The organism is Arthrobacter sp. MDT2-3 (genome assembly GCF_059090465.1).
In genome coordinates, this window is sequence record NZ_JBNHFS010000002.1 from 654,662 (window position 1) to 671,394 (window position 16,733).

A 16,733-nucleotide genomic window follows, 5' to 3' on the forward strand; every position below is an offset into this window, starting at 1 on the left:
CCTTAGGTAGTGATGGAAGGGGATCAGTCCCGGCCGAGGCCGGCAGCCGGGATCCGTTGCGTGCCGCTGCCGGCGATGACGTCGTTGAGCGGGCGAAGATCGAAGAGGCCGTTGATGTCGGCCTGTTTGGTGGTGCCGGCCTCCACCCCGTCCTGCAGCAGCCGGGGGTAGCTTCCGGCCAGCGGGTCGAGGGTGAAGGTGATGTTGGCCAGGGACCGTGCGAGGACGTCGTCGGCCAATGCTGCGCCCGCTGACTCCTGAAGGGCCGAGTTGATGACGGAGGCCTTCTGCGCGGCCGGTGCTTCGTTCAGCCAGGCGACAGACTTTGCGTGGCCCGCCAGCAGCGCCTTCACCGTGTCCGGATGGTCGGCAGCGAACTTCTGGTTCACGATCAGGACCGTCGTGGGGAACTCGCCCGGCTTGCCGGTGCTGCTGCCATCCCACAGGTCCTTTTCGTCCACCAGTACCTTCGCGCCGGCCTGGAGCACGAGCCTGGACGCCCAAGGCTCAGGCAACCACGCGCCGTCGAGCTTTCCGTCCTGGAACAGCTTGAGCGTTTGCGCGTTCTCGGTGGGGTTGATGGCGACGTCGCCGCTGCCGTCGACGTTGGTTTTGTAGCCCTGGTCCGCAAGCCAGGCGCGGAGTGCCACATCCTGCGTACCGCCGAGCTGCGGCGACGCGAGGGTCTTGCCCCTGAGGTCCGCCGCGGATGTGATCCCCGGCTTGACCACCAGCTGGGCACCTCCTGCAGCAGCCCCGGCCACGATCCTGACGGACTCGCCCTGGCTCTTCACGAAGGAGTTGATGGCCGGGTTGGGGCCGATGTAGGCAGCATCGATAGCGCCCGCATTCAGCGCCTCGATGGCCGCCGGCCCGGCATTGAAAGTTTCAGTGCTGAGGGCGGTATTGCCAAGGGCTTCAGCCAGGAAGCCTTCCTTGATGCCCACCAGTGCGGGCGCGTGCGTGACGTTGCCAAAATATCCCAGCTTCAAGGCCGCCGCGGGCGTGGGTTCAACAGCCTGCGCCTCAGTGTTACGCGAAATGGTGGATGCCACCACTGCCCCCACCACGATCAGCAGGACCAGCCCAACAGCCAGGGCAGCCTCAATGGCACGCCTGCGCTTGGGGACCGCGCTTTCGCCTGCCACGATGCGGGTCATCCCGGGCTTGGAACTAGTCATTGTTTCACCATAGGGAGTGGCCGAAAGCCGTTCAATGAAGCGGAAACGGGGGGTCACGCGGGTTCATTTAGCGTCATATTTCGACGACGGCGTCCCACCACTTGTGAGCTGGGAATTCCCCATGCCAAGAGATTCGAGTACTCACTACTCGTGCTTCGCCATCCCCCGCCACGTAGCGTCCATTTAAAGTCCTGCTGGGAGGCACATAGGTGTTTTGACTTTCAGGGGCACGTCATGGGTATCGAGCGATGCAGGCGACGGTTGTGTCACTGGGCCCTGCCCGGCGGGTGGGCTTGCCGCGGGGGGCAACAGTGACGCAGGGCGACGGCTACGCGCCCCTCCTTGATCCAGCCGTGCTGGAAAGGCTTCGCGAAGAGCTGGAAGGCGATGAGGGAGTCTGGAGGGTTTTCGTGCAGAACTTCATCGGGTACCTGCCCGACCGGATTGAACGGCTGCGGCAAACCCTGACAACCGGGGACGTCCGAGGGGCAATGGATGCGGTGTTAAGCCTCAAGTCGTCCAGCCAGATGGTGGGCGCTGAACGCCTTGCCGAGATGGCCATCGACCTGGATCGGGCCCTTCGCAACGAGATCCGTGGCACTGACCCTGCCGTTGCACTGCCCCATCTGGCCGCGGAGCACCTCCGACGGATCAAACAGTGTGGCCGCCAAACGACGTACCTGCTGCAGGCAACGCTTAAACAGAAACCGGACCTGGGCTGACGTAAGTTCTCCGGTTTTCCAACAGGACCGGCCGGTCCATCCGCGTCAGTTGCCTTTGACGTTGATCAGCTGCCGAAGTTTGTGCCGGACCGTGACGAGGTCGGCGGCGTCCTGCATCACTTGGTCAATCGACTTGTAGGCAGCCGGGATCTCGTCAATGAACGCTTCGGAGGCACGGAACTCGATGCCCCGCATGGCCTTCTTCAGCTCCTCGAGGGAGAACGTCTTGCGGGCAGCGTTGCGGGAGTACTCCCGGCCCGCCCCGTGCGGCGAGGAGTTCAGGGAGGCGGGGTTGCCGCGTCCTTCCACCACGTACGAGGCCGTCCCCATGGAACCGGGAATGAGTCCGGGATCGCCTGGCGCGGCTTTGATGGCCCCCTTCCGCGACACCCAGAGGGACCTGCCGTAGTGCGTCTCCCTTTGCGTGAAGTTGTGGTGGCAATTGATCCGCTCGCGTTCCTGCACCGGCCCGCCCACCCAGTTGCCGAACTGCGTGCGGACGCGGTCCATCATTTCCTCCCTGTTCAGCAGGGCGAAGTGCTGGGCCCAGCGGAGCTCCGCGATGTACCGGTCGAACTGCGGCGTGCCCTCATCGAGGTAGGCCAGGTCCGGGTGGGGCAAGTGGATCTGGTTCTTCCGGGAGACGTGCTGGGCCACGCCGATGTGGTGCTGGGCGATCTTGTTGCCGACGCCGCGCGAGCCGGAGTGCAGGAACAGCCAGACGTCGTCGGCCTCGTCTGCACAAACTTCGATGAAGTGGTTGCCCGAGCCCAGCGAACCCAGCTGCAGCTCCCACTTCGCCACGTACTGGGCGGGATTGAAGCCCGCCTTTGCCGCCAGTTCCTTCAGTTCCGCGATCCGGGGCTCCGCCGTGGGCAGCACTTTTTTGTTGTTGTGCCCGGCGGACAGCGGAATCGCGCGCTCGATGTCTTCGCGGAGCTTCTTACGGTCCTTCGGCAGGTCCTTCAGCGAATACTGGGTCCGGACGGCGATCATGCCGCAGCCGATGTCCACCCCCACGGCCGCCGGGATGATCGCGTGCAGCGTGGGGATGACCGAACCGACGGTGGCGCCCTTGCCCAGGTGCGCGTCAGGCATGAGCGCCAGGTGCGGATAGATGAACGGCAGCGTGGACGTCATCACGGCCTGCTCCCGCGTTTGGCCGTCCAGGATCGAAGCCCAGTTCAGCAGCTTGCTGTTGATGGTTTCCATGCAGTGCCTCCCACTGCCTGATACTAGACCGGAACCACCGTCGAGTCCGCCGGAACGGTGCGTAGTAGCCATAGCGCTACGGCTACTACGCACCGTTCCGGCGACCTGGGCGAAACCCTAAATGCTGTAACGCTCGTCCTCGTGGTCGCCCGGGTGGTCCTTGACCAGGCCGGCGGCCAACGTGTTGCCGTCCAGCGGGTCAATGACCAGGAACGCGCCGGTGCGGCGGTGGTGCAGGTAGTTCTCCAGCGGCAGCGGGGCGGCGAGCCGGAGCTGCGCGTGGCCGATGTCGTTCAGTTCCAGCGTAGATGCCGGCTCCAGCTTGAAGGAGGCCAGGTCCAGCTTGCCGCCAACGTTGCGTACCAGGGCCTGGACGGTGCGGGTGCCATGCTTGACCAGCACCTTGGCGCCTTCACGGAGCGGCTTCGGGGAGAGCCAGCAGAGTGAGGCGTACAGGTCCGCGGAAGCTTCACGGACGGTGCCGGCGGCGGCGATGGTGTCACCGCGGGCGACGTCGAATTCCTCGGCCAGGCGGATGGCGACCGACTGCGGGGCAGCGGCTTCCTCCAGCGAGGCGCCGGCGAAATCGATGCCCACCACCGTGGTGGTGCGCGGGTCCTGGCCGGGAGTCAGGACGGAGACCTTGTCCCCCACCTTGACCGAACCTTCGGTGATCTGGCCGGCGTACGCGCGGTAGTCGCGGTAGGCCTCCACATCCAGGCCGGCGGCAACGGCGTCGGGAGCCAGGGCGCCCTGCGGCCGGATGACCAGCTGCACCGGGAAGCGGAAACTTTCCAGGTGGCTTTCCAGCTCGTCGGCGGCCGGAAGGGTCTCGAGCACCTCGAGCAGCGCGGGGCCGGTGTACCAGGGGGTGCGCTGCGAGCGGTCCACCACGTTGTCGCCGTCGAGCGCCGACACCGGGATGACCAGCAGGTCGGTGATGCCATCGGAACCGAGTCCCAGCTCCCGGCCCACCTGCTGCACGTCGGCTTCGATCTCACGGAACACGGACTCGCTGAAGTCCACCAGGTCGATCTTGTTGACGGCCACGATCACGTGCGCCACGCGCAGCAGCTGGAGTACGGACAGGTGCCGGCGGGTCTGTTCCAGGACACCCTTGCGGGCGTCAATGAGTACGACGACGGCATCCGCGGTGGACGCGCCGGTCACCGTGTTCTTGGTGTACTGAACGTGCCCGGGGCAGTCGGCCAGGATGAAGCTGCGGCGGTCGGTGGCGAAGTAGCGGTAGGCCACGTCGATGGTGATGCCCTGTTCGCGCTCGGCACGCAGGCCGTCGGTCAGCAGGGCCAGGTCGATGCCGCCCTTCTCCCCGCCAAAGCCGCGGTCGGCCGAGGTGCGGGCAACGGCGTCGAGCGTGTCAGCCAGGATGGCCTTGGAATCGTGAAGGAGGCGGCCCACCAGGGTGGACTTGCCGTCGTCGACCGATCCTGCGGTGGCGAACCGGAAGAGCGTAGTGGGCAGGGCTGTTTCCAGGTCCGCCGGGAGAACTGCTTCGGTGGTCATTAGAAATACCCGTCCTTCTTGCGGTCTTCCATGGCTGCCTCGGAGATGCGGTCATCTGCACGGGTGGCGCCACGTTCGGTCAGGGTGGAGGCGGCGACTTCAACCACGACGTCGGCCACCGTGTACGCGTCGGACTCGACGGCGCCGGTGCAGGACATGTCACCCACGGTGCGGTAGCGGACGGTCTTGGTGATGACGTCCTCGTGCGGCAGCGGCTGGGACACTTCGCCCACTGCGCGCCACATGCCGTCGCGGGCGAAGACCTCGCGCTCGTGGGCGTAGTACAGGCCGGGCAGCTCGATATTCTCGCGCTCGATGTAGCGCCAGATGTCCAGCTCGGTCCAGTTGCTGATGGGGAACGCGCGGACGTGCTGTCCCACCGTGTGGCGGCCGTTGTAGAGGTTCCACAGCTCAGGGCGCTGGTTGCGCGGGTCCCACTGGCCGAACTCGTCGCGCAGGCTCAGGATGCGCTCCTTGGCGCGGGCCTTGTCCTCGTCACGGCGGCCGCCGCCAAAGACGGCGTCGAACTTGTTCTGCTGGATGGCGTCCAGCAGCGGGACGGTCTGCAGCGGGTTGCGGGTGCCATCGGCACGCTCGGCCAGTTCGCCGCGGTCGATGAACTCCTGCACCGAGCCCACCACGAGCTTCAGGCCCAGGCGCTCCACGGTGCGGTCGCGGAAGTCGATGACCTCGGGGAAGTTGTGCCCGGTGTCCACGTGCAGCACGGGGAACGGAACCTTGCCCGGCCAGAATGCCTTGGTGGCCAGGTGCAGCATCACCACGGAGTCCTTGCCGCCGGAGAACAGCAGCGCGGGCTTCTCGAACTCGGCAACAACCTCGCGGATGATGTGGATGGCCTCGGACTCGAGAGTGTCCAGGCTGCTCAGTCGGGTGGAGACGGCGGAGTCAGTCACCTGGGTAGTCTCCTCGGTTAGGAAAGTGCTCATACGTGTAGTCCGCATTCTGTCTTGTCGGAGCCCGCCCAGCGGCCGGCGCGGGGGTCGTCGCCCGGCGCCACCTTCCGCGTGCAGGGCTGGCAGCCAATGGAGGGGTAACCCTGGGAAAGCAGCGGGTTGACGGGCAGGAGGTTGTCGTCCGAGTACTGGACCAGCTGGTCGAACGTCCATGCAGCCACGGGGTTGACCTTGACCAGGCCGTTCGCCTCGTCCCAGGTCACCAGCGGGGTGTTGGTACGGGTGGGTGCTTCCTCACGGCGGACGCCGGTGAACCACACCTCATAGCCGGACAGGGTGCGGCGCAGCGGAGCCACCTTGCGCAGGGCGCAGCACTGGGCGGCATCGCGGGCAAAGAGGTCCTTGCCCAGGAGCCGGTCCTGCTGCTCCACGGTGTTCTCGGGGAGAACGTCCACCACGTTGACACGGAGGTTTGCGGCCACCTCGTCGCGCGTGGCATAGGTTTCCGGGAAGTGGTAGCCGGTCTCCAGGAACAGGACGTCGACGCCGGGCAGCTGGTCCGCCACGAGGGCGGGCAGGACGGCGTCGGCCATGGAGCAGGCGACGGCGACCGCGGGCAGGTCGAAGTTGCGCTCCACCCAGGCGATCACATCGCGGGCCGGAGCGTCCCAGCCGAGCTCGGCAGCACCGGCTTCGGCAAGGGCCTTCAGCTCTTCCTTCGAGCGGAGTTTCGGAGCTGCTGCCGCAACGGTGGCGTCAACCTCGGCCGAGGCAACGGCCGGCGCAACCACCGGGGTGATGCCAGCTGCGTGTTTGGGCCCACGGCCGCCGGGGTCCCCGGCCGAGCTTGCGAGGTTGGGGTGCGGCTGGGGACTCACTGGAGTGCCTCCTCGTCTGCTACGTGGGCCCATTCCGCGAAGGTCTGGCCCTCGGCGCGCTGGGCCACGAATGTGCGGACAACGCGCTCCACGTAGTCGGGAAGGTCGTCAACGTAGACCTTGAGCCCACGGACAGTGCGTCCCAGGCCTGCTTCCTCACGCTCGTTGGAAGCCAGCCCGCCGCCCAGGTGGACCTGGAAACCCGGGGAGGGGTCGCCGTCGGGCGTGGGCAGCATCATGCCCTTGAGGCCGATGTCCGCGGTCTGGATGCGGGCGCAGGAGTTCGGGCAGCCGTTGATGTGCAGGGACAGCGCGTGCGGCAGGTCACCGGATTCGGCGAGGTCGGCCAGGCGGCGTTCCAGCTCGGCCACGGCGGTGGCGGCCGTGTGCTTGGTCTCCACGATGGCCAGCTTGCAGTACTCGATGCCGGTGCAGGCGATGGTGCCGCGGCGGAACACGGACGGGCGGGCGGACAGGCCCAGCGCATCCAGTTCGGCCACCAGGGGCTCCACCTGGTCCTTCGCGACGTCCAGGACCACCAGCTTCTGGTGCGGCGTGGTGCGCAGGCGGTAGGAGCCGCGGGCTTCGAGGGTGTCGGCCAGCTTGACCAGGGCTGCGCCGGACAGGCGGCCGGCCAGCGGGGTGGCGCCGATGAAGAACTTGCCGTCCTTCTGCTCGTGGACACCGATGTGGTCACCCGGAGTGGTGGGCTTGGGCGCGGCGGGACCATCGGCCAGCTTGTAACCCAGGTACTCGTCCTCGAGGATCTGGCGGAACTTCTCCGGGCCCCAGTCGGCCATCAGGAACTTCAGGCGGGCCTTGGTGCGCATGCGCCGGTAGCCGTAGTCACGGAAAATGCTGGTGACGCCGAGCCACACATCAGCGGCCTGCTCCGGCGTCACGAAGGCGCCCAGGCGTTTACCGAGCATCGGGTTGGTGGAGAGCGCGCCGCCGGCCCAGAGGTCGTAGCCGATGCCGAGTTCAGGGTGGCGGACACCCACCAGGGCGAAGTCGTTAATCTCGTGGACCACGTCCTGGCTGGGGTGGCCGGTGATGGCGGTCTTGTACTTGCGCGGCAGGTTGGACAGCAGCGGGTTGCCGATGAACCGCTCTCCCAGCTCCTCGATCAGCGGAGTGGGGTCGATGATCTCGTCCTTGGCGATGCCGGCCACGGGCGAACCCAGGATGACGCGGGGAACGTCGCCGCAGGCCTCGGTGGTGGACAGGCCGACAGCTTCCAGTCGGGTCCAGATCTCGGGAATGTCCTCCACGCGGATCCAGTGCAGCTGGATGTTCTGGCGGTCGGTGAGGTCGGCAGAATCCCGTGCGAAGTCAACGGAAATCTGGCCGATGACGCGCAACTGCTCGGTGGTGAGCGCACCGCCGTCGATCCGCACGCGGAGCATGAAGTACTTGTCCTCGAGCTCGTGCGGCTCAAGCGTTGCGGTCTTGCCGCCGTCGATCCCGGGCTTGCGCTGGGTGTACAGGCCCCACCAGCGGAACCGGCCGTGCAGGTCCTGGCCGGGGATGGCGTCGAAGCCCTCTTTGGAGTAGATGGACTCGATACGCTCGCGCACGTTAAGGCCGTCGTCTTCCTGTTTCCAGGTTTCGTTGGCGTTCAAAGGCGTTTTGCCGTCCACTTTCCACTGCCCGTGCGGCTTCGCGGCGGGTCGGGACGTGCGGGCCGGGCGCTTCGGGGCGGCGGTGTCCGCGGACGCTCCGGCTAGAGCTGTATCAGTCATGCATCGACTGTAGGTCCCGCCCGAATAGCGTCACAAAGGCCCGGAAACGCTAAGTCACCTAGGGAAATATTTCGTCACGAAACGCCGGACGGCCTTGAAGAAGCCACCCTGCTGTGCATCTGCCCCGGCTTCCGCGGGGGCTGCGGCGGGACCGCTGGCTGACGCCTCAGCTGGTGTTCCTGTTGGTATTTCAGCAGCAGTTCCGGCTGCGGTTTCGTGGGCCTTCGCGACGGCGGCGTCGTACCTTTCCAGCGCGATCTCGGCGAGCACCGGCGACGGCAGCAGTGGTTCCGTCACGAGGTCGGCCCCCGCCTTGGCGAGCTGGTCGTGGAAGTAGCCAGGCGCCAGGAGGTAGGAGGCAATCACCACCCGCCCGCCGACGTCGACAGCTCCTGCTGACTCCCCTGCCCCGGCACCCCCTTCCAGCTCCTCACGAAGCATCGCGACGGCGTCGGGCACGGACGGCTTGGCAGACGCCCCATAGGCGGCGACCATCCTGTTGGGCCGCAGTTCCTGGAGCTGGCCGAGCAACTCCTCAACGCTCCTGGCTGCCTTGGGGTTGGACGAGCCGGCGGCGGCCAGGACAATCACGTCGCGGTCCGTCACCCCGGCTTCGAGCAGGCGCTGGTCGAGCAGCGCGGCGAGGCGCGGATCCGGTCCGAGCGGGGCGGCGGCCGCACTGCCCGGACGGCTCTTGACGGCCCGCGCGATGTCCACCTTCACGTGGTAGCCAACACTGAGCAGCAGCGGCACCACCACCGCGGACTCCCCCTCGGGCAGGCCCGCCATGACGTCCACCAGGTCCGGCTGCTGGACATCCACGTAGGCTTCGCGGACGTCGAGGCCCGGGCGGAGCGCTGCAATGGCGTCGCGCAGGGCGTTCACCTCGGCGGCGCCTTGTGTGCTGGATGTCCCATGGGCGCAGGCGATCATGATGGGGCTGTTCATAGGGGCTAGCGTAACGTTGGAGCCGCCCTGTCCGCCCTCTTTAGAACCGCCGGGACGCTCAATGACATTCCCTTTTGACATCGCCCTGGTGTGGCTGGACCTGGTGGGTGTCTTCTTCTTCGCTGTCTCGGGATCCCTCCTGGCCGCCCGGAAGCAGTTCGACATTGTGGGTTCGCTCCTGCTGGCCTCCCTCGTGTCCCTGGGCGGCGGCGTCATCCGCGACATCATCCTTGGTGCAACGCCCCCCGCGGCCTTCAGCAATCCCGCCTATCTCGTCCCGCCGATGCTGGCCACGTTCCTGGTGTACTTCCTGTTTTCCAGCGTGGAGCGCTTCACGTCGCTGCTGGTCCTGTTCGACGCCGGCGGGCTGGCCCTGTTCTGCATCACGGGCACTCTGAAGGCGCTCTCCTTCGGCGTCAATCCTGTGGCGGCCGTCCTGCTGGGCGTCACCACAGCGGTGGGCGGCGGGTTGTTGCGCGACATCACTGCAAACGAGGTGCCGCAGTTGTTCAACTCCCGGGACCTTTACGCCCTGCCTGCCTTCAGCGGGGCCGCCCTGACCGCGGTGCTGTGGGTCACCGGATCCTTTAATGCGGTGACGGCTTGCGTGGTGGCCGCCCTCGTTTTTGCCTTCCGGGTGGTTGCCTGGCGGCGCTCCTGGTACATCCCGCTGGCAGTCAACGGATGGCACCGCGCAGGGGTTGACAGCGGCGAATCGCGTGCCCGCGATTAGCTAGGATATGAACCATGACTGACATGTTCCTCGAGAAATTCCGTGCGCTTGTTCCGAAGTATCTCGAGGACGAATGGCAGGAAGAGGACGGGCTGTCTCCCGAGGAGCTGGACAAGGCCCTGGCCGACCACCAATTCCAGATTCCCCTGGTCCTCCGCGAGTTCTACCTGGCCATCGGCGGCTGCGAGGACCTGATGGAGGCCTACCACTACTTCTGGGATCCCGACGAGCTCGAAGTCGACGACGAAGGCTTCCTCATGTTCCTCGAGGATGAAGAAGAGGAATACACCTGGGGCTTCCGTGTAGGCGACCTCAGCGTCCCGGACCCCATTGTGTACCGCCGCAACAACGCCCGCGGCCAGTGGAAGTCCGAAGAAGGCACGTTCTCGGAGTTCGTGTTCGACATGTTCGAGTGGGCCTTCGAGGACGAGGAAGGCTGAGGTTTCCTCCCACCGGGCCGGCCGTGACCAAAGTGCGTGATTTATAGGCCATAGTTTCAGCACTGCCTGCACCTCGGCGACCATGACCTCTGGTGCGTGGACAACATCGTCGTAATAGTAGCGCCGGACCAAGTAGCCATCGATGATGCTGCGGTTGTTACGGCGCTGGCCAGAACCTCAAGCAACGAGTCCGCCCTGGGTATCCGGGTAAAGCCCGCGCTCTTCAACTGGCTGGCACGAGCAACTCCGCCATGCCGATTGAAGTAGTCAGTGATGTCCACCAATTCAGAGTGTCGCTAGGAAAAACGTGCTGCGAGGGGCCAGCCAGGGCTATGTGGACAAGAAGCGGACTCATTGTCGGGAGTTGCACGAACCGGATTGCGTGACTTTTGGCGAACCGACTGATCCCGGCCCCGCCACTTCGCAAGAACATTGCCGGCCGCACCTATAAGTCATGCACTCAGGTCAGGAGCAGGGAATTCCAGCGCGGAAAATCTATGACACCCGCAGTAACAGAGGACTTGCATCTTGTGACAAAGCTGTCATACACTATTCACGGATCCGCTAAACGCCTCCGGCGGGTCTGATGCGAACGGAGAGATAGCCTCGGTTCACGGCAACGTATGACTCGTATCGTTGCTGCGGACCGGGGCTATCCCGTTTTAGCGGGCTAACCCTGCACCACCGGGACCAGGCATTGTCGCCCTTAAGGAAGAAGCCCGGCACCATCCACGGAGCCGGGCTTCCACAAAGGACAAGGCTTAACTGGCGCGGTCCACCACAGCCAGCGCGAAGTTGGACAGCGATTCCTTAACCACACCTTCAGGGAGCGGGGCAAGCGCGGCAATAGCCTCGTTAGCCCACTCGCGCGCCACAACCCATGACTCCGCAGTCACCGGGTGCTCGCGCAGCGCCGCCACCGCCTCGGCCAAGGCTTCATCGGAGGTCAGGTCACCATCGATGAGTTTGAGAAGTTCGACGGCGGAGCTGTCACCCTCCGCGGCCGCCCGTCGCAGGAGCAACACCGGCAGAGTGGGAACCCCTTCGCGCAGGTCCGTCCCCGGTGACTTGCCTGACTTGACCTTGATGCCGGTGACGTCGATGACATCGTCGGCAAGCTGGAATGCCACGCCCACCTTCTCGCCGTACTCCACGAGGACCGACTCGTAGGCAGGATCGGCTTCGGCAAAAATCGCCCCAAGCTGGCCGGATGCCGCAACCAGGGAGCCGGTCTTGTCCGCAATGACGGAAAGGTAGTGCTCCACGGGATCCTCGTCCGGACGCGGCCCCACGGTTTCGTGCAGCTGGCCCAGGCACAACCGCTCGAAGGTACGGGCCTGGATGCCCAGCGCCCGCGAACCGAGTTCGGAAACCAGGATCGAGGCCCGGGCAAAGATCAGGTCGCCAGTCAGGACCGCCACCGAGTTGCCCCATACTTCGTGAGCCGTGGGCGCACCGCGGCGGAACGGGGCTGAGTCCATCACGTCGTCGTGGTACAGGGTTGCGAGGTGGGTCAGTTCAACGACGACGGCGGCCTGCACCACGGCCGGAAGCGATGCGTCACCGAGGTGGGCGCACAGCAGGGTGAGCAAAGGCCGGATGCGCTTGCCGCCGGCTTCCACAAGGTGGCGCGACGTTGCGTCCGCCAGCGGATCCGAGTTCGCAATCGCCTCGCGGAGCTTCTTCTCCACGCGGGCCAGGTTGTTGGTGATGGCCGGCCCCAGCTCGTCATCCCCGGCGATGGCGGCAAAGCCCGCGGGCAGCTGCAAACCCGTTGCGATGGCGGTGGTGTTGAGGCTGGGTTCGGAGTCCGGCAGGCCGTGTCCGGCGTGCGTCCAGCTGTGGTCTGCGGGGTTGTTCACTGGTTAACCCTAACTTTTTGTTGCGGATACCGCTGATTCGAAACCGACTGGGTATTGGATGTGGCCGGAACCAGCGACTCCAGGACCCGGATCACCCGGTCCTCGAAGCCCTTCGCGGAGGGGTCCGTGAGGTTGGCCAAAAGCCGGACCACGAACCGCATCAGCACCGGGATGGGCATGCCGGTGCGCAGCGCGAGCTTCATGACCGCAGGCTTGCCGATCAGCGCGGCGAACGCGCGGCCCAGGGTGAAGTGCGATCCCCACTGGCCCCGCACATACTCCGCATACCGCGAGAGGTGCGCGTCGGCGTCGTACGTTCCGCCCGAGGACGCAGCGCGGGAGGAGGCGTCAATGATGAACTCGGCCGCGAACCGGGCGGACTCCATGGCGTAGGAGATGCCCTCGCCGTTGAACGGGGAGACCATTCCGCCGGCATCACCAAGCAGGAGCAGGCCGGGCGAGTAGTGCGGGGTGCGGTTGAAGCCCATGGGCAGCGCGGCGCCGCGGATTTCGCCCACCTGGTTTTCCGGTGTGAAGCCCCACTCTGCCGGCATGCCGGCGGTCCACTCGCGGAGGACCTGCTTGTAGTCGAGCTTGCCGAATTCCTTGGAGGAGTTCAGAATGCCGAGGCCAACGTTGGAGGTGCCGTCGCCGACGCCGAACACCCAGCCGTAGCCCGGCAGCAGCTTGCCGTCGCGGCCGGGGAGCTCCAGCCAGCCCTCCATCCAGTCATCGTCGGTGCGCGGGCTGGTGAAGTAGGTGCGGACGGCCACGCCGAGGGGGCGGTCGTCGCGCTTTTGAATGCCGAGGGATACGGCCGTGCGGGTGGAGTTTCCATCGGCGGCGAGTACGACGTCGGCACTGAACTCGCGCGTCTCCCCCGTCTTGCGTCCGGCCTCGTCAAGGATGGCGGCGCGGACGCCGGTGACGCGGCCGTCGTCGTTTCGAAGGGCTTCAGTAACGCTGTGCCGCTCAAGGATTTCGGCGCCCGCGGCCTGGGCGTGGCGGGCCAGTTCCTCGTCGAAACCCAGCCGGGTGCGGATAAGGCCGTACTGCGGAAAGTCGGAAACCTCGGGCCACGGCAGCTCGATGGTCCGGCCCCCGGCGATCAGGCGCAGGCCCTTGTTGCGGCGCCAGCCGTCATCTTCAGGGTGCGGCAGGCCAAGTTTCTGGATTTCGCGGACGGCTCGGGGAGTGAGGCCGTCGCCGCAAACCTTCTCGCGCGGGAAGCTCGTCTTCTCCAAAACTGTGACGCCGATGCCTGCTTTGGCCAGGTAGTACGCGGCAGTGGAACCGGCCGGCCCCGCGCCGACTATCAGTACCCGCACAGGTCAGCGGGTGATGTTGCGGCGCAGCTTGGCCACGGGGCCTTTGTGCGCGGCGATCGCGGCAGCAGCGCCGCCGGCCGTTGACTCGGGGGCCTTGAACGCACGGTGCACCGCCACGATGCCGCCCGTGAGGTTCCGGTAGGTGACTTTCTCCCAGCCCGATTCCTCCAGCCAGGCAGCAAGGTGGTCCTGGTCCGGCCACGCGCGGATGGACTCGGCCAGGTAGACATAGGCGTCCGGGTTGGAGGCGACCTTAACGGCGATGGCAGGCAGTGCGCGCATAAGGTATTCGGTGTACATGGTGCGCCACAGCGGGACCACGGGCTGCGAGAACTCAGCAATGACCAGTCGTCCGCCGGGCTTGGTGACGCGGAGCATCTCCTGCAGCGCCTTCTTCGGCTCGTTGACGTTGCGCAGGCCGAAGGAGATGGTGGTGGCGTCAAAGGTGTTGTCGGCGAACGGCAGGTTGGTGGCGTCCCCGGCGATGAAGTCGATGTCCGGCCGGCGGCGCTTGCCTACCTTGAGCATTCCGAGGGAGAAGTCGCACGCCACGACGTCTATGCCGGCATCGGCATACGGCTCGCTGGACGTGCCCGTTCCGGCGGCAAGGTCCAGGACTCGCTGACCCTTGGTGGTTTCCATCGCGTCTACAACGATCTTGCGCCAGCGGCGGGTCTGCCCCAGGGACAGGACATCGTTGACGACGTCGTATTTGGGGGCGACGTCGTCAAACATCGTGGCTACTTCGTCCGGACGCTTATCCAAGGATGCTCGGTTCACCATGTCATTGTCTCAAATGTTCAGGAGGGTCCCGACCAAGCCCTGCCCCAGGGGTTCCCCGGGGTGGCCGGCTGGGCTAGCCCAGGAACGCGTTGGTGTCCTTCGCCACCTGCTCCGGATCCTCCCACAAAACCACGTGGCCGACGCCCGGATAGACCTTCAGCACGGAACCCTGGATGCGGGCAGCAAGTACTTCGTGGTCGGCCTGCGGCAGGAGACCGTCCTGTTCACCCCGCAGGATGAGGGTGGGCGCGCGGATAACCCCCAGGTCCAGGGGCGGTGTTGCCTGGTAAAGCCCTGCCAGCGCGGACTTCCACACGTGTACGGGCATTTTGAGTCCGTCACGCACGCGGTCCTCCAGGTACCACTGCGGAACCGGCCTGCCCAGCTGGAACCACAGGAGGGACTGCCGCACCCAGTCCTCGTCGATCGGCTCGGTGAGGGCTTCCACCTCGTCATCGAACACCGGCCTGCGGTTAAGGGTCAGCGGCGCGCCAACCAGGACCAGAGCGTCCACCCGTTCGGGATGACTTACGGCCAGCTGCTGGGCGATGTAGCCGCCGCTGGAGGATCCCAGGATGGAAGCGGACGTCAACTGCAGGGCGTCGAGGATCGCTGCAACGTCCTCAGCCTGTTCCTGAAGGGAGTAGCCATCAGCTGGTTTGTCCGCCTCACCCTGGCCGCGCAGGTCGGGGGCGAGAATCCGGAAATTGGCGAGGAGCGGGATCAGCCGGTCGAAGCTGCGGCTCGATTCACCCCACGCGTGCAGCAGCAGCAACGGCTTCGCTGTGAGCTCGCCGTGAACCAGGCACGGCACCAGAATCCCGGTGCGAAGGTTCAGGATGCGGACCTCTGACTCCATGGCTGAAGGCTACGCCCGGCGCGGTTTCTGGGGTATGCGCAGCCCAAAGTACCCCTAAGTACCCTTTACGGGGGGTAAAAAGGGGTACCGTGGAGCAATCATGACGAGCACGTTCCGCACCTTGACAGTCCCCCTTGATAGCCAAAAATTCGCCGGGGGGCTGCCGTCGTTTCTGGTCCGGGACGATGTCCTCTGCTGGACACGCCGCGAGGCCGGACTGGTGGGTTTCGGCGAGATCGCCCGCTTCACCGCCACCGGCCCGGAACGCTTCCTCGAGGCCGATATCTGGTGGCGCCACCTGGTAATCGAGGCCGAAATCACCGACTCCGTGGAACTCCCCGGCACCGGTCCCGTCGCTTTTGGCTCCTTCGCCTTCTCAAAGACTTCAGCCCACGAGTCCCGGCTGATCGTGCCCGAGATTGTGGTGGGCGTCCGCGATGGACAGGTCTGGGTCACCCAGCTGACATTCGACGACGGCCCCCTCACCGAGGCGGGGGCCCTCGCCGCGCTCGACCGCTGGCTGGGTAGCGGTTCCGACGGTGGAAGCACGACGGCGGCAGCGGACTTCGCCGGGAACGGCACCCCGGGTACCGCCCATGCCAAGGCGGGCGGCGCCGTCGTACGTCCCCTGCCCCTGGCAGCCGGCGCAACCCTGCACACAGGCTCGCTGAGCGAGAAGGACTGGATGGCCGCCGTGGCCGCGGGAGTGGCCGAGATCCGGACGGGCGCGTTGGAGAAGCTGGTGCTGGCGCGGGACGTTGTGGCCACTGTTCCCTCCGGCGTGAACGCTGCCAGGGTGCTGGGCGAGCTCGCCAGGCGGTACCGCGAATGCTGGACCTACGGAGTGGACGGGCTGGTGGGTGCCACGCCCGAGATGCTGATCCAGGTGGAGGGGCGTACTGCGCAGGCACGCGTGCTGGCCGGCACTTTGGACCGCCGTGATGCGCACGGGGAGGACGGCCTTCCCATGGATTACGCCACCCGTGTGCTGGCGGGATCGGAGAAGCAGCGGCACGAGCACGAGATCGCCATCCAGTCACTGACGTCCCAACTGGCGCCGTTCTCGGAAGCCATGAACGCCCACGACGAACCGTTCATCCTGGAGCTGCCCAATGTCTGGCACCTGGCGTCGGACGTCAAGGCGGAGCTGACCGAGGTGGAGGGGCACGTCCCAACTTGCCTGGCGCTGATCAATGCCCTGCACCCCACTGCTGCCGTCTGCGGAACCCCCACCCAAGTCGCCGGGGCGCTGATCCGCAAGCTGGAGCACTTGGACCGCGGGCCTTACGCCGGGCCGGTGGGATGGCTGGACGCTGCCGGAAACGGAGAATGGGGCATCGCCCTGCGCGGCGCCGTCATCGAGTCCCACGACACGGTGCGGCTATATGCCGGCTGCGGCATAGTAGACGGCTCGCTGCCGGAAGCCGAGCTCGCCGAGACCTGGGCCAAGTTCCGGCCGATGCTGGAGTCGTTGGGAATCAGCAACTAGGTTCCTCTTGGGCAGGATGTCCGGCATTCAAGACACTGTCCCTTCCCCTAGGCTTGAAAACAGCTGTAACTTAGTTATCCAATAGTGAAAACAAGTTTCCTGTGATGCACATCTCCTA

The 16,733-nt window shown here is 65.9% G+C and carries 15 protein-coding genes; 4 read left to right on the forward strand and 11 right to left on the reverse strand.

Features of this window, described 5'->3' with window-relative positions; translation table 11 throughout:
• Positions 1 to 23 precede the first annotated feature (23 nt).
• The gene (locus tag AC5RUQ_RS08710; RefSeq protein WP_493947190.1) at positions 24 to 1,160 is read right to left on the reverse strand and encodes an ABC transporter substrate-binding protein; all 1,137 of its coding nucleotides are present in this window, start codon (positions 1,158 to 1,160) and stop codon (positions 24 to 26) included.
• Between the two features lie 332 nt (positions 1,161 to 1,492).
• Here AC5RUQ_RS08710 and AC5RUQ_RS08715 point away from each other — a divergent pair, with 332 nt between their 5' ends.
• Positions 1,493 to 1,903: an Hpt domain-containing protein gene (locus AC5RUQ_RS08715; RefSeq protein WP_493947191.1), complete on the forward strand. Its 411-nt coding sequence runs from the start codon at positions 1,493 to 1,495 to the stop codon at positions 1,901 to 1,903.
• A 45-nt stretch (positions 1,904 to 1,948) separates the two neighbouring features.
• Here AC5RUQ_RS08715 and AC5RUQ_RS08720 read toward each other — a convergent pair whose 3' ends face one another.
• The 6 genes from AC5RUQ_RS08720 to AC5RUQ_RS08745 all read right to left on the reverse strand — a co-directional run bounded on the left by AC5RUQ_RS08720 (position 1,949) and on the right by AC5RUQ_RS08745 (position 9,121).
• A complete protein-coding gene (locus AC5RUQ_RS08720; RefSeq protein ID WP_493946895.1) occupies positions 1,949 to 3,115 on the reverse strand; it encodes an RtcB family protein in 1,167 nt (388 codons plus the stop codon).
• A gap of 117 nt (positions 3,116 to 3,232) precedes the next feature.
• Entirely contained in the window at positions 3,233 to 4,639 is a 1,407-nt protein-coding gene (locus AC5RUQ_RS08725) for a sulfate adenylyltransferase subunit 1 (RefSeq protein ID WP_493946896.1), read from the reverse strand.
• Positions 4,639 to 5,586, reverse strand: a complete 948-nt coding sequence (gene cysD / locus AC5RUQ_RS08730; RefSeq protein WP_461172169.1) for a sulfate adenylyltransferase subunit CysD — start codon at positions 5,584 to 5,586, stop codon at positions 4,639 to 4,641. The genes AC5RUQ_RS08725 and cysD overlap by 1 nt, the downstream gene beginning before the upstream one ends.
• Positions 5,583 to 6,431, reverse strand: a complete 849-nt coding sequence (locus AC5RUQ_RS08735; RefSeq protein ID WP_493946897.1) for a phosphoadenylyl-sulfate reductase — start codon at positions 6,429 to 6,431, stop codon at positions 5,583 to 5,585. The genes cysD and AC5RUQ_RS08735 overlap by 4 nt, the downstream gene beginning before the upstream one ends.
• The gene (locus tag AC5RUQ_RS08740) at positions 6,428 to 8,173 is read right to left on the reverse strand and encodes a nitrite/sulfite reductase (protein ID WP_493946898.1); all 1,746 of its coding nucleotides are present in this window, start codon (positions 8,171 to 8,173) and stop codon (positions 6,428 to 6,430) included. Before AC5RUQ_RS08740 ends, AC5RUQ_RS08735 begins: the two co-directional genes overlap by 4 nt.
• A 54-nt stretch (positions 8,174 to 8,227) precedes the next feature.
• Positions 8,228 to 9,121 (reverse strand): sirohydrochlorin chelatase, encoded by an 894-nt coding sequence (locus AC5RUQ_RS08745; RefSeq protein ID WP_493946899.1) that lies wholly within the window; start codon positions 9,119 to 9,121, stop codon positions 8,228 to 8,230.
• A 61-nt stretch (positions 9,122 to 9,182) separates the two neighbouring features.
• Between AC5RUQ_RS08745 and AC5RUQ_RS08750 the strand changes: the two genes are divergently transcribed.
• Together AC5RUQ_RS08750 and AC5RUQ_RS08755 are read left to right on the forward strand one after the other, a co-directional pair.
• The gene (locus tag AC5RUQ_RS08750) at positions 9,183 to 9,854 is read left to right on the forward strand and encodes a trimeric intracellular cation channel family protein (protein WP_458781336.1); all 672 of its coding nucleotides are present in this window, start codon (positions 9,183 to 9,185) and stop codon (positions 9,852 to 9,854) included.
• A 14-nt stretch (positions 9,855 to 9,868) separates the two neighbouring features.
• The gene (locus AC5RUQ_RS08755; protein WP_163161658.1) at positions 9,869 to 10,294 is read left to right on the forward strand and encodes an SMI1/KNR4 family protein; all 426 of its coding nucleotides are present in this window, start codon (positions 9,869 to 9,871) and stop codon (positions 10,292 to 10,294) included.
• A 761-nt stretch (positions 10,295 to 11,055) separates the two neighbouring features.
• On the opposite strand, the gene AC5RUQ_RS08760 is transcribed toward AC5RUQ_RS08755, so the two are convergent.
• The 4 genes from AC5RUQ_RS08760 to AC5RUQ_RS08775 form a co-directional block, all read right to left on the reverse strand.
• The gene (locus AC5RUQ_RS08760) at positions 11,056 to 12,156 is read right to left on the reverse strand and encodes a polyprenyl synthetase family protein (protein ID WP_493946900.1); all 1,101 of its coding nucleotides are present in this window, start codon (positions 12,154 to 12,156) and stop codon (positions 11,056 to 11,058) included.
• A complete protein-coding gene (locus AC5RUQ_RS08765) occupies positions 12,153 to 13,484 on the reverse strand; it encodes a geranylgeranyl reductase family protein (RefSeq protein WP_493946901.1) in 1,332 nt (443 codons plus the stop codon). The genes AC5RUQ_RS08760 and AC5RUQ_RS08765 overlap by 4 nt, the downstream gene beginning before the upstream one ends.
• A gap of 3 nt (positions 13,485 to 13,487) precedes the next feature.
• Positions 13,488 to 14,264 (reverse strand): demethylmenaquinone methyltransferase, encoded by a 777-nt coding sequence (locus AC5RUQ_RS08770; protein ID WP_493947192.1) that lies wholly within the window; start codon positions 14,262 to 14,264, stop codon positions 13,488 to 13,490.
• 76 nt (positions 14,265 to 14,340) lie between these two features.
• Positions 14,341 to 15,126, reverse strand: coding sequence for an alpha/beta fold hydrolase (locus AC5RUQ_RS08775; protein ID WP_493946902.1), 786 nt, complete (start codon positions 15,124 to 15,126; stop codon positions 14,341 to 14,343).
• Positions 15,127 to 15,226: 100 nt separating this feature from the next.
• On the opposite strand from AC5RUQ_RS08775, the gene AC5RUQ_RS08780 reads away from it, so the two are divergent.
• Entirely contained in the window at positions 15,227 to 16,615 is a 1,389-nt protein-coding gene (locus AC5RUQ_RS08780) for an isochorismate synthase (protein ID WP_493946903.1), read from the forward strand.
• The last annotated feature ends 118 nt before the right edge of the window (positions 16,616 to 16,733 follow it).